Annotated in this window: 14 protein-coding genes; 9 read left to right on the forward strand and 5 right to left on the reverse strand. The window is 39.7% G+C overall.

The window, feature by feature from the left end:
- Window positions 1–21: 21 nt before the first annotated feature.
- The 3 genes from RCG24_RS05395 to RCG24_RS05405 all read left to right on the forward strand — a co-directional run bounded on the left by RCG24_RS05395 (window position 22) and on the right by RCG24_RS05405 (window position 2,360).
- On the forward strand, window positions 22–825 hold the full coding sequence (locus RCG24_RS05395; RefSeq protein WP_308078518.1) for an RDD family protein: 804 nt from the start codon (window positions 22–24) through the stop codon (window positions 823–825).
- A gap of 51 nt (window positions 826–876) precedes the next feature.
- Window positions 877–1,302, forward strand: coding sequence for an OsmC family protein (locus RCG24_RS05400; protein WP_308078519.1), 426 nt, complete (start codon window positions 877–879; stop codon window positions 1,300–1,302).
- A gap of 200 nt (window positions 1,303–1,502) precedes the next feature.
- Window positions 1,503–2,360 carry an aminoglycoside 6-adenylyltransferase gene (locus RCG24_RS05405; protein WP_308078520.1) on the forward strand — a complete coding sequence of 286 codons (858 nt, stop codon included), beginning with the start codon at window positions 1,503–1,505 and terminating at the stop codon, window positions 2,358–2,360.
- Window positions 2,361–2,429: 69 nt separating this feature from the next.
- Here RCG24_RS05405 and RCG24_RS05410 read toward each other — a convergent pair whose 3' ends face one another.
- The 5 genes from RCG24_RS05410 to RCG24_RS05430 all read right to left on the reverse strand — a co-directional run bounded on the left by RCG24_RS05410 (window position 2,430) and on the right by RCG24_RS05430 (window position 6,189).
- Complete coding sequence (locus tag RCG24_RS05410; RefSeq protein ID WP_308078521.1) at window positions 2,430–2,645, reverse strand: hypothetical protein; 216 nt, start codon at window positions 2,643–2,645, stop codon at window positions 2,430–2,432.
- Between the two features lie 96 nt (window positions 2,646–2,741).
- A complete protein-coding gene (locus RCG24_RS05415) occupies window positions 2,742–4,112 on the reverse strand; it encodes an aldehyde dehydrogenase (RefSeq protein ID WP_308078522.1) in 1,371 nt (456 codons plus the stop codon).
- A 47-nt stretch (window positions 4,113–4,159) separates the two neighbouring features.
- Complete coding sequence (locus tag RCG24_RS05420; RefSeq protein ID WP_308078523.1) at window positions 4,160–5,365, reverse strand: iron-containing alcohol dehydrogenase; 1,206 nt, start codon at window positions 5,363–5,365, stop codon at window positions 4,160–4,162.
- 163 nt (window positions 5,366–5,528) lie between these two features.
- The gene (locus RCG24_RS05425; RefSeq protein ID WP_308078524.1) at window positions 5,529–5,879 is read right to left on the reverse strand and encodes a spore coat protein; all 351 of its coding nucleotides are present in this window, start codon (window positions 5,877–5,879) and stop codon (window positions 5,529–5,531) included.
- Window positions 5,880–5,895: 16 nt separating this feature from the next.
- On the reverse strand, window positions 5,896–6,189 hold the full coding sequence (locus tag RCG24_RS05430) for a ferritin family protein (RefSeq protein ID WP_202651318.1): 294 nt from the start codon (window positions 6,187–6,189) through the stop codon (window positions 5,896–5,898).
- Window positions 6,190–6,397: 208 nt separating this feature from the next.
- Between RCG24_RS05430 and RCG24_RS05435 the strand changes: the two genes are divergently transcribed.
- The 6 genes from RCG24_RS05435 (at window position 6,398) to RCG24_RS05460 (ending at window position 12,019) form a co-directional block, all read left to right on the forward strand.
- Window positions 6,398–6,751, forward strand: a complete 354-nt coding sequence (locus RCG24_RS05435; RefSeq protein ID WP_308078525.1) for a hypothetical protein — start codon at window positions 6,398–6,400, stop codon at window positions 6,749–6,751.
- Window positions 6,752–6,768: 17 nt separating this feature from the next.
- Window positions 6,769–7,266 (forward strand): MltG/YceG/YrrL family protein, encoded by a 498-nt coding sequence (locus RCG24_RS05440; protein WP_202651314.1) that lies wholly within the window; start codon window positions 6,769–6,771, stop codon window positions 7,264–7,266.
- A gap of 206 nt (window positions 7,267–7,472) precedes the next feature.
- Window positions 7,473–9,902 carry a Lon protease family protein gene (locus tag RCG24_RS05445; protein WP_308078526.1) on the forward strand — a complete coding sequence of 810 codons (2,430 nt, stop codon included), beginning with the start codon at window positions 7,473–7,475 and terminating at the stop codon, window positions 9,900–9,902.
- 220 nt (window positions 9,903–10,122) lie between these two features.
- Window positions 10,123–10,494 (forward strand): GntR family transcriptional regulator, encoded by a 372-nt coding sequence (locus tag RCG24_RS05450; protein ID WP_202651312.1) that lies wholly within the window; start codon window positions 10,123–10,125, stop codon window positions 10,492–10,494.
- Window positions 10,495–10,500: 6 nt separating this feature from the next.
- Window positions 10,501–11,379 (forward strand): ABC transporter ATP-binding protein, encoded by an 879-nt coding sequence (locus RCG24_RS05455; RefSeq protein ID WP_308078527.1) that lies wholly within the window; start codon window positions 10,501–10,503, stop codon window positions 11,377–11,379.
- Window positions 11,363–12,019: an ABC-2 transporter permease gene (locus RCG24_RS05460; protein ID WP_308078528.1), complete on the forward strand. Its 657-nt coding sequence runs from the start codon at window positions 11,363–11,365 to the stop codon at window positions 12,017–12,019. The genes RCG24_RS05455 and RCG24_RS05460 overlap by 17 nt, the downstream gene beginning before the upstream one ends.
- The last annotated feature ends 31 nt before the right edge of the window (window positions 12,020–12,050 follow it).

A 12,050-nucleotide genomic window follows, 5' to 3' on the forward strand; every position in this document is an offset into this window, starting at 1 on the left:
CGTTGTGATGGGGGAATCTAAATGAATTCTGAACAAATGGAGGTTAAAACTCCCGAATATGTCTCGCTTCAGTTTCGCGTTGCAGGATTAGGCAGCAGGGCGGCGGCGTTTATCATTGACCAAATTCTTTTAGGGATTATTAATGTAGCCATTGTCATTTTATTAATTGTGGTGATGCAAGGAATTTCATCACTTCCCGCTTTTTTGGAGAATAGTACGGTACCGATAGCAATTGCCATCATTGCTCTGTTTATTATAAATTATGGTTATTTTTTTGTCTGTGAATATTTTTCAGGCGGCAGAACGTTGGGGAAGAAACTTGTTGGAATTCGCGTCATCCAGGATAACGGTCACAGCATTACTCTGCTTTCCAGCTTTATTCGAAATTTGCTGCGCTTAATCGACTCATTGCCAACTGGCTATTTTCTTGGAATCATCATGGTTTTCTTTCATTCGAAACATAAGCGGTTGGGAGATTTGGTCGCAGGAACAATCGTCGTTCACGAGCGTAAAGCAAAGCGGAAGAAGAAACTGTCCGGAATTGAAAAAGAAATACAAGAACGCGGGCTGGCAAAAGAGAATTTGATTATCGATGAATGGACGTTGAAATCGTTCAAGGCAAAGGATTGGAAATTAATTAATACATATGCAGCCCGGTTTATGCAGCTTCCTGAGGCGGAAAGGGATCAAATGACCAGAAAGATTGCTGACCTCCTGCTGCCAAAAATCGGCGTGGAGGTTGTAGGAGAATCGGAAGAGAATTTAGAAAACACATTGCTGGTGCTTTACTTACACCTCAAAGATGAGTGGGAGTTTGAACTCTGAAATGATGGAACAACATAGTTAAAAAAGAAGAACAAAGGAGTTGGAAGGAATATGGAAACAGTAATTAAATGGTTAGGAAAGATGGCATTTTCTGGCGTCACCCCTTCCGGACATGAAATTAAAATGGATGCAGCACCTGATATTGGCGGCGAAAATACCGGTGCCCGGCCAACGGAATTGATTTTAAATGCTGTTGCTGGATGTACCGGAATCGACATTATCTCGATTTTGCATAAAATGAGGCTCAATCCAATTGCCTTTCACATCGATGTGAAGGGTGATCGGGCTGATGACCATCCAAAGCGTTTCACCAACATTCATATTCATTACGCGCTAGAGGGAGAGCTGCCTGAAGATAAGGTAGTCAGAGCGATTCAATTATCAAAGGATAAGTATTGTTCCGTCGCCCATTCGTTAAATGCTGAGATAACCGCGAGCTATTCAATTAATGGGGTTAATGGGGAAAAGAAATTGTAATTAAATAATAAATATTTGGGCTTGGAGAACACCACTAAGCCTAATTGTTTATATGTTGGACTATGAGACAAATCGATAAATAATCTTGAAAAATATCCCATAGCAGCGGTCTATGGGACAAAACAATGCAGACCAGAATAAGTTACCGTTTGTCCTTTAGAAAACTCCAGTCATATTAATACAATAGCGGAGGTCAGACAATGAGATCTGAACAAGAAATGGTCGACCTAATTTTAAGTTTGGCTAAGAGAGACGATCGAATTCGTGCTGTTGCGATGAATGGATCACGAACGAATCCCAACGCACCAAAGGATCTGTTTCAGGATTTCGATATTGTTTACCTTGTAAACGAAATGGATTCTTTTATACAAGACGAGAAATGGATAGATATTTTTGGAGAGCGAATCATTATGCAGACCCCTGAAAAGCGATCGTTATCATGTAATCGATATCCTTACCTTATGCTTTTTTCTGATGGAAACCGCATTGATTTAACATTAATACCATTAAATAAAAAAGACGAGTATCTCCAGGAAGATAAGCTTACCGTCATTTTGCTGGACAAAGATCAGACTCTCCCGGACATTGCCCCGCCAACGGATAAAGATTATTGGGTGAAACGCCCCTCCGAAGAAGATTTCTTAACATGCTGCAATGAGTTTTGGTGGGTTGCTACATATGTGGCGAAAGGTTTGTGGAGAAAAGAAATTCTTTATGCTCAGGAACATTTAAATAATTATGTACAACCCATGCTATTGAAAATGCTGGAATGGCAGGTTGGAATTCAAAACGATTTTGCAGTTAGTATCGGAAAATGTGGGAAATATTTAGAAAAATTTTTACCAGAAGATACCTGGAGAGAGTTGATGACAACCTTTTCCGATGGAAAATATGAAAGTGTTTGGAAGGCATTATTCTCTATGACCAACCTATTTCGAGCCACCGCTAAATCAGTAGCGGAAAGTCTTAATTTTGAATATCATGATGATGATGACAAGCGTGTGACAAATTATTTAAAACAGGTAAAAGAACTGCCATCGAATGCAGTTGAAATATAAAACTTACAAGAATTTGCTGCTTTTGTTATTGTAAAATTTCTTAAAAAAAATTTTACTAATGATGATTTCTTACCATCTATTCTTGTAAGATTTCCGATAAACATACTCTGCATTTTTTGTCTGAGTCCATTGGCTCAGGAATGACGCTAAAGCCATAAAAACTCCAGCTAGTCCAAGTGCGATTTTGTAATGTCCCAGGAAAAATAAAGTAAATGCACCAACAAGACTTATGATCATGATTACCAATAGCCATGTTTTTACTTTTTCTTTCTTATGATCACTCATGAATGAACCTCCAATTTTTAATTATCTACATTTTACCATTACTTCCAGTGAAAATCCTATAAAAAATGGCTCAGGAGGCATACTCCCGGCCATTTTTTATTTCAAAAACATCTTGATTTTTTTCAACCCGTTCTTCACATTCGGATAGCGGAACGGGATATCGAAGCGGGTGGTTTGCTTGAGGATGCTTTTTTTATGAGAAAAGGTATCGAAGCTGCCTTTTCCGTGATAAGACCCAATCCCGCTTGGACCGACGCCTCCAAATGGGAGGTGGAGGGAGGCAAAATGATAAACGGTATCGTTCACACAGCCGCCGCCAAACGACACACTGTTAATAACTTCTTCCTGGATCCGTTCATTTTCGGAAAAAATATAAAGTGAAAGCGGCTTCGGGTGTTGCTGAATCCCGTCGAGAACCTCTGACAATTTCTCATACTTGAGGACTGGAAGAATCGGACCAAAAATCTCATCCTTCATAATCGGATCATCCCACGTAATCTTCGTCAATACCGTCGGCTCAATCATTAATTTTTCTCGATTTGTCTTCCCGCCGTGATAAACCTGACCATTTTTCAAAAAAGAAGAAAGCCGTTCAAAATGCCGCTCGCTGACAATCTGCGTGAAGTTCGGATTATGAAGCGGCTCACTCCCATACAACTCCGCAATTGCCGTTATTAACTGCTGTAAAAATTCGTCATGAACATTTTTATGAAGATAAAGATAATCAGGGGCGATGCAGGTTTGCCCGGCATTGGTACATTTTCCCCAGGCAATCCGTTTGGCTGCCAGTTTTAAATTGGCATCATCATGAACAATACAAGGACTTTTCCCGCCTAGCTCTAATGTAAGTGGAGTCAGATTTTTTGCGGCTGCTTCCATAATGATTTTTCCAACGGCTACACTGCCAGTAAAAAAGATATAATCAAATGGTTCGCTCAGCAGTGCCTGACTTGTTTCCACTCCGCCTTGGATGACAGAAATAAAATCGGCAGAGAAACATTCTTGAATCATGTTCGCGATAATTTCTGAAGTTTTCGGCGTTAATTCCGACGGTTTCATTATCGCGCAGTTTCCAGCAGCAATCGCCCCGATTAATGGCGCCAGCGCCAATTGAAACGGGTAATTCCACGGTGCAATAATCAGCGATACACCGTATGGTTCCGAATAAATATAGCTGTTGGAGCCAATATGGGTGAGCGGTGTCTTGACCTTTTTCGGTTTGACCCATACTGGTAAATGACTGATGATAAAGCGCAATTCTTCAAGGACGAAGCCAATCTCGGTTGAGTAGGCCTCGAATGCTGATTTATTTAAATCGTCCCGTAATGCCTGCATCAGATCTATTTCATAATTTTTAATGGCGCTTCTTAACGTATTTAATGCATTTAAGCGGAAGGAGAGATCCTTAGTTTTGCCCGAGCGGAAAAATGATTTTTGTGAATTGACTAACGAATGATAGTTTTCCAAATGATAATCCCCCAAAATATTTTGTTTCTTTCCATTATACTACTATACTACGTTTCAGCTTTGACCAAATGATAGAGGTATTCCATATCCTTTTTATTGAAAATTTTGGGAACAGGGTAGAGGGGATTGGCTTCGTTTAACGCCCGTTCAACCATTAAGGGAATATCCGCCTCGACAATTCCATTTATCTTTTTCGGAATACCCATGTTATCGTTTAACTGCTTGATGGCTTCAATGAACTTTTTTGCCTTCTCACTGTCTGGATCTGAAGTTTCAGCGATCCCAATCAAATCCGCCAGTTCCGCCAGCGGCCTATGAACAGATTCACCATAATATTCAAGAACATAGGGCAAGATCACGGCATTCGCAAGTCCATGAGGAACTGAGTAAAATCCTCCTAGAGTATGGGCAATAGCGTGGACATTGCCAACATATGCCCGGGTAAAGGCGATTCCTGCTAGGTATGCTGCTCGTTGCATATTTGCCCTGGCAGTGATGTTTTCACCATTGATATAAGCTTCAGATAAATTTTCAAAGATCAGCTTAACAGCCTCTCTGCTGCACCGAATTGTTTCCTGAGTATTACTTTTGCCAATATAAGCCTCCACAGCATGGGTTAAGGCATCGATTCCGGTGGCAGCGGTAATGTGCGGCGGCAGTTTAACCGTCAACAATGGATCCAGAACAGCATAGTGGGGGATGAGGGACGGATCCATGATCGCATACTTTTCATGTGTGTCACTGTTTGAGACGACGGCGGCGAGAGTGGCTTCACTTCCAGTACCTGCTGTTGTCGGAACTGCGAACAATGGCGGAAGCTTTTTGATTACTTTCAAGACACCCTTCATCTCTGGGATTGTTTTCGCTGGTCTTGCCACCCGGGCCCCGACCCCTTTGGCACAATCCATCGGTGATCCGCCGCCAAAGGCGACAATTCCCTGGCACTTGTTTTCTTTGTAGATTGCATAGGCTTCTTCAATATTTACAATCGTTGGGTTGGGAACGGTTTTATCATAGACAATAAAACTTACACCTTCTCTTTGCAGCTCCTTAAGGAAAAGATCCATTAAACCGATCTCAGTGATCCCTTTATCCGTTACAATTAAAACGCTTTTAATATTTTGGCTTTTAATCAACTTCGGCAGTTTGCTTAAACTATTTTCTCCCTCCAATAATTCAGGTTTCCGCCAGGGCAGGAAGATGGATGCCATTCTCATCATCATTTGGTAGGATCTGCAATACAATTCGTACATCTTCTTACCTCCCTTAGAAAGAATTGGTCTTTTACGAAAAGATAAAAGTATTTATTATCTATATAGCTGTAATCATGAATATATGTCAAGGCAATATTTTTAATATTTTATTTATTCAGAAATAAACTTACTGCAAAAAAAGCCAGCCATATTGGCTGACCGTTTAGTGGGTGTAAGGAAATTGAGAAGAATAGTTGCTGAACTGCTGGTAGGCCTGGTCAATTTTTTGCTGGTCTTCTGCTTCCAGCTTGTACCAGCCTTTCTGGAACATTAATAGAAATAAATCCCGGCAGCTCTGCTGCGTTTCCGTTAATATTTGCATGAGATCTGCATGGAGCCGCTGATAGCTTGCTTCCCGTACAGCCGTATTTAAGCTGTCAGTTATATATTTACATGTGCTCAATCCGTCATTTACAAAATCGCGGTCGTTCATTCCAGGACCCTTAACCTTTGGCAATTGACCTGTTTGCGGATTGGCGATTTGATTGGAATTTTGTCCCTGCTGATTTTGCATTATTTTCCCTCCATTCTTATTGTAAATTCTGCTGCTGATTTTGCTGCATATTTTGCATCCCGGCCAGAACCTGATTGTTATTAACCTGAAGATGTGTCAAGAGCCGTTGATAATGGTTTTGATGCATCTTGCCTGCGTTATCCAGTGCCTGTTTAATATCCTCATCTGTGGCTTGCTGAGCGAGAAAATGAAATTTTTTAAACGCAAGCAGCTCCCAAGATAGCGCATCCTTCAGGTATTGTAAGTCTTTTGTCGTGACCGCCGGGGGTGGACTTTGCATCTGCATTTGATTCATTTGCTGATTTTGCATAAGATCGCTCCTTTCCAATATGGCATTTCAAGAATAGAGTGAACAATTATGCTTCCAAATATGTAATATTCTATTGTTTTGAAGGGTAATTTGTTAAATTTCTAAGACTTTTGTTGTATTTCGTAAATTGTGATCGAAAAATTTAAGTTTGCCATGTATAATAATTACTTGTGGTAATCTTTTTCTTAAGAAGGAGTGAATGATAATTATGGAGTGGACATTAGCGCTTTTATTTGTAATATCGATTTTACTGCTGTTTATTTCGCTTGGATCAACTCGAAGAAATGCGAAAAAGGAGCAAAATGAAATTGATATGATCCACATGGCGCTTATGAAAGAAATAAACGACATGCAAGGAGCCATTCGCAATATAGAATTGGATCTTGAAGTGATTGCAAAGGAAGCAGGGGTTCAACTGTCTGACGATGAAAAACTTCTAATGCGTGAAATACTAGATTTATATAAAAGGAAATACTCGATTGAGAGCATCGCTGAGAAAAAACAAGTTTCCGTAAGCAAAATTGAACAGTTGCTAACTCCACATCTGACATCAAAAGAATGAAAGGAGAAAGGCAGCAAATGAAAATTAATGGATTGAGCAGTTTTGCTGCAGGAATTTTGCTTGCTACCAGTATAAGTGGAGCGGTTTACTTGTTTGGCGATCATGGGACTTCCTCGAAAGCGACAGTAAAAACACCCGAAAAGCAAACGACTGTAAAAGCGGAGCTTTCCGAAACGGAGATGAAAGATAAGCTGGCAGCCGCTGGCTTTGTTGTACAGACAAAAGACGAATATGATAAGAATATTGCAACTGCCAAGGCAGATGGACAAAAAGCTGCTGCCGCCGGGCAAAATGGAAAAAAAGTCGTATATCGGGCAGTCATTAGAGTATCAAAAGGCATGACGAGTATCGATGTAGGCAAAATGCTGGTAAAAGCAAAAATCATTAAAGGCAGCGCCTTTCAATTTTCCCAAGTCGTCGAAAAGAAAAAGGTAGAAAACAAACTGCGTCCTGGTACATACACTGTTGACAGTGATATGACAAGGGACCAAGTGATTGCCGCGATTTTTAAATAAGTCTAATATTTTGCTTAAAGGACACTTCCTTTTAAACTAGGAAGTGTCTTTTTATGTAATTTAGTAGATTTTTTGAACAATTTTTAAAATTAAAGGAAGTGACGGTGATAATATCGAAAGAAGAAATAATAGCTGAAATCAGTTCATCAAAGATTTAGCAGTCGAAGAGCTATTGCTAAAATCCAATGATCGAGAGGTATGAGAAAATGATGAAGTTGGAAGAATACGAAAAAGTTGTCTCCACTCATATGGTTCCTGTATCAAGGCTTCAATCGAGATTTGATCCACAGCAGTTCTGTTTTGAAACAACCGAGGAACTCGAGCACCTTCCGAACGGGATGATTGGTCAGCAGCGTGCCGTCAAGGCCATGGAGTTTGGCTTATCAGTGGAACAATCAGGATATAATCTGTTTGTCGTTGGACCAAGTGGTACTGGCAGAATGACACACACCCTCGATAGTGTTACCAAAATCGCAGAAACCCGCACTGTTCCTAATGATTATTGTTATGTTTTTAATTTTGAAAATCCCAATCAGCCATTGGTCATTTCGTTACCTGCCGGAATGGGCATCGAATTTCAACGAAAAATGGAAGCACTATTAATTAATATCGAACGCGATATCCGTTCAACATTTTCCGGAGAATTGTTTGAAAAGAAAAAACAGGCTATTCTAGATACCTACCGGGAAAAGGTTGAAAATTTATGGGAGAATGTGAAAACTTATGCTTTGGAAAAAGGTTACTATCTGGAAAGGACACCGGCAGGAGTTAACACCTTCCCATTGCTCGATGGAAAACCAATTGACAGAGAGGAATTTGGGCTTTTACCTGAAGATGTAAGAGAAGCGTTCAATCAAAAGGAAAAACAAGTGGGCGAAAAAGTTCGGGACACCTTTTATCAAATGCGAAAAATAGACGAACAATTAACGAAGAGCATTGACCAGTTTATGAGACAATCGGCCGCAGATGCCATTGGGGACCTGTTTAAACCATTTCGGGAATACTACCAAGATTTTCCGAAAGTCATTTCCTATCTTGAAGCACTATTTCATGATGTGGTTGTCCATTTTTCGTTATTTTTGGCTGAAAATGAGGGACAAAGTAATAATATCATCAGCGCCCTTGCTGGTTCGAAAGAGCAGCAGCTTTATCGCTATACAGTCAATTTGTTCGTAAATCATAAAAACCTTCGTGGTGCACCGGTTATTTATGAAACGAATCCCACTTACCATAATCTCTTCGGAAAGGTGGAATACCGCGGCTCGCTTGGCAGTTGGGTTACTGATTTTACTCATATCAAGCCCGGAGTTTTGCATTTGGCAAATGGTGGATATCTTATTTTGCAGGCCACTGAATTATTGCAGGAGCCTTACGTCTGGACTCAGCTGAAAAGGTCGTTGCAAACACGAAAAATACAGATTGAGAATTTATCTGAAGAAAGAGGAGTCTTCCCGACAAGCGGAATAAAACCCGAACCAATTCCGTTAAATATTAAAGTTATTATTATCGGTTCCTACTACTTATATGACCTGCTGGCAAACTTCGATGAAGATTTTCATAAATTATTTAAAGTAAAAGTTGAATATGACACCGTCATGGAAAAGAATATCGAAAACAGTCTCAAAATGGCCCGTTATATTAAGAAATACGCTGAAATGGAAGGACTTTTACCGTTTCATCGCCGGGCAGTTGCTAAGGTAATTGATTATAGTTCCCGTCTGGTTGAAGATCAATCCAAGCTGTCTACCCGCTTTCAGGAAATTACCAAAGTGTTGGTTGAATCGAGTTATTGGGCCCAAAAAGACGAGGCTTTGATTGTTGATGACGATCATATAGACAAGGCCATTTCCGAAAAAGTGCAACGGTCGAACCTGATCCCGGAAAGATATCGGGAAATGATTGCAAAAGGGGTCATCATGGTCGATACAGACGGCTATCACATTGGCCAAATCAATGGCCTTGCGGTGATGGGGACTCGCGATTCCAGCTTTGGAATTCCAACCAAAATAACCGCTCAAACTTTCGTTGGCAAAAGCGGAATCATGAATATCGAGAGGGAAAGTTCGTTAAGCGGCCAGATTCATAATAAAGGAATGATGATTTTAACTGGTTTTCTTTCCGGACAATTTGCGAAAAACCGCCCGATCCCGTTGTCAGCTAGTATTACCTTTGAACAAACGTACTCACCGATCGATGGTGACAGTGCCTCGAGCACCGAGTTGTATGTTCTTTTGTCATCCTTGGCTGAAGTCCCCATTTATCAAGGGATAGCGGTTACAGGCTCGGTCAATCAATGGGGCGAGATTCAGCCGATAGGCGGGGTGAATGATAAGATTGAAGGGTTTTATCATGTGTGCAAAACGCAAGAATTGACTGGAAAACAAGGAGTGATCATACCGAAGCAGAATGTCGACAATTTAATGCTTGCTGACGAAGTCGTTGAGGCCGTGAACAATGGCCAGTTTCATATTTGGGAAATCAGTCATATTGCCGAAGGGATTGAAATCTTAACAGGGGTGCCGGCCGGGTATATTCGCGATGAAAATGGCCAATATCCTAAAGAGACGATCTTTGCAAAAGTAGAAGAGCGCTTTACCAAAATGTTTGAGATGATGAAAGAGACAAACAGGAAATGATTGAGGTTTCCTATCCAGCTTTCAGATCACACTCCTTGAGTACCTTCGCAAAATACCAATAAAGACTTAAAGACCTTCAATATCTAGAGGGTCTTTATTTTTTTCAGAAAATCATGAGGTTCACTATATGAAAAATGAATGTTATGGTGATTGACACTAGTGTTATATCTGTATATACTGAACATATACAGATATAACAAGAATAGAGGGATGTCATGCTGTGAATATTATGATCTCAAACACCTCAGATGAACCAATTTATTTACAAATTGTAAATCAAATAAAGGAACAGATCGTACAGGGAGAACTTGAAGAATCACAATTACTCCCGTCGATCAGGAATCTGGCTAAGGAATTAAAAATTAGTGTGATCACAACCAAAAGAGCCTACGATGAACTAGAAAATGAAGGCTTTATTGTGACTGTAGCCGGAAAGGGTTCATATGTGGCCGCTATGAACAAAGAAATGTTCCGCGAAACGAAAGTGAAAATGATCGAAGAAAAAATGACAGAAGCGATCGCTACGGCAAAACTTGTGGGCGTAACGTTAGAAGAACTGCAGGATATGCTCAAAATTATATATGAGGGGTGAAAAAGGGTGGAGAACATTTTAGAAATTAGCAATTTATCAAAAAACTATAAAGATTTTTCTTTAAAAGGGATTGATATCGCCCTTGAAAAAGGCTACATCATGGGCTTTATTGGTCCGAACGGCTCCGGAAAAAGTACGACCATCAAGCTTATGATGAATTTGATTAAAAAGGACAGTGGGACCATCAAAATTTTCGGACTGGATAACGACCAAAATAATCTTGCCATTAAAGAGAGAATTGGCTTTGTTTACGATGAAAATCACTTTTATGAGGAATTAACGGTGAAAGAAATGAAGGATGTCATCAGCCCGTTTTACCGCAGATGGGATGAAAGTGTGTTTAAACAATACGCCAAAGACTTTGAACTTCCTTTAAATAAAGAGATAAAAAATTTGTCAAAAGGGATGAAGATGAAGTTTTCTCTGGCTATTGCACTTTCACATCATGCCGAGCTGTTCATTATGGATGAACCAACTTCCGGGCTCGATCCACTTGTCAGATCAGAGTTATTAGAAGTTTTACAATCATTGCTACAAGACGAAAACAAATCGATTTTCTTTTCAACCCATATTACTTCTGATTTGGACAAAATTGCCGATTTTATCACACTCATTCATAACGGGGAAATCATCTTGAGCAAAACAAAGGATGAACTTTTAGAGGAATATTGCCTTGTAAAAGGCAGCAAAAAGCTATTAAGCGGCCATAGACCGGAAAACTTAATTGGCCTAAAACAAAATGATTATGGATTTGAAGCGTTGTCCAGCAGCAAAAAAGAGATCATAAAGCAATTTGGCGATTCCGTCATGATTGAAAAACCGACATTGGAAGATATTATGGTGTTTTACACAAGAAGGGGAGAACGTCATGTTTCATTTTATTAAAAAGGATATATTGATGCAAAAAAGAGCGTTAAAATTATCTGTTCTTTTAATCATCTTTTTTACGATTACACTTTCAAATATTGGGCCAGCCGGACTGACAGTTGGTATCCTGGCAATAACCTATCAATTAATTTTAGGAGCAAGTGCATTAGAGGATAAGAATAATAGTGATATCATTCTAATTAGCCTGCCGATTAAGAGGACGACGATTGTATTAGCTAAATATGTGTCGATCTATATTTATGCGGCGTATGCAGCCCTTGGATTTTATCTAATCTACTTGATTAGTAACTTAGTAAACCTTCCAATTGATGTCCCATTTCATTCTACAGTGCTAATCGGTGCCTTTTTCGCTGTCACTATGTTTTGTTCGCTCTCTTTACCGCTAATTTTTAAGTACGGCTATTTAAAATCGAAAATGGCCAACTTAGTCATTTTTTTCGTTTTTGTATTCGGTGGAACTGCTGTGGTAGGTTATTTAAATGAACATGATAAAATGAAGCTAAGTCAGAGTATCATTGGATTCTTCAACAATACATCAGATATTGCAGCATTATTGATACTCTTCGTTTTACTGGGAGTAATTCTTGTCTTATCATTTTTTATTTCTTTAACCTTTTATCGCGGGAGAGAATTCTAATGCCATCCATGAAAATTTAACGATTATATAA

The organism is Neobacillus sp. OS1-32 (genome assembly GCF_030915425.1).
Taxonomy (GTDB): Bacteria; Bacillota; Bacilli; order Bacillales; family Cytobacillaceae; genus Neobacillus; species Neobacillus paridis.

Excerpts from the sequence above, each read along its gene's own strand:
- RCG24_RS05410 (WP_308078521.1), bottom strand. The coding sequence starts at position 2,645 with ATGAGTGATCATAAGAAAGAAAAAGTAAAAACATGGCTATTGGTAATC.
- RCG24_RS05425 (WP_308078524.1), bottom strand. The coding sequence starts at position 5,879 with ATGCAAAATCAGCAGGGACAAAATTCCAATCAAATCGCCAATCCGCAA.
- RCG24_RS05445 (WP_308078526.1), top strand. The coding sequence starts at position 7,473 with ATGATGAAGTTGGAAGAATACGAAAAAGTTGTCTCCACTCATATGGTT.
- RCG24_RS05400 (WP_308078519.1), top strand. The coding sequence starts at position 877 with ATGGAAACAGTAATTAAATGGTTAGGAAAGATGGCATTTTCTGGCGTC.
- RCG24_RS05435 (WP_308078525.1), top strand. The coding sequence starts at position 6,398 with ATGGAGTGGACATTAGCGCTTTTATTTGTAATATCGATTTTACTGCTG.
- RCG24_RS05420 (WP_308078523.1), bottom strand. The coding sequence starts at position 5,365 with ATGTACGAATTGTATTGCAGATCCTACCAAATGATGATGAGAATGGCA.
- RCG24_RS05430 (WP_202651318.1), bottom strand. The coding sequence starts at position 6,189 with ATGCAAAATCAGCAAATGAATCAAATGCAGATGCAAAGTCCACCCCCG.
- RCG24_RS05395 (WP_308078518.1), top strand. The coding sequence starts at position 22 with ATGAATTCTGAACAAATGGAGGTTAAAACTCCCGAATATGTCTCGCTT.
- RCG24_RS05460 (WP_308078528.1), top strand. The coding sequence starts at position 11,363 with ATGTTTCATTTTATTAAAAAGGATATATTGATGCAAAAAAGAGCGTTA.
- RCG24_RS05405 (WP_308078520.1), top strand. The coding sequence starts at position 1,503 with ATGAGATCTGAACAAGAAATGGTCGACCTAATTTTAAGTTTGGCTAAG.
- RCG24_RS05440 (WP_202651314.1), top strand. The coding sequence starts at position 6,769 with ATGAAAATTAATGGATTGAGCAGTTTTGCTGCAGGAATTTTGCTTGCT.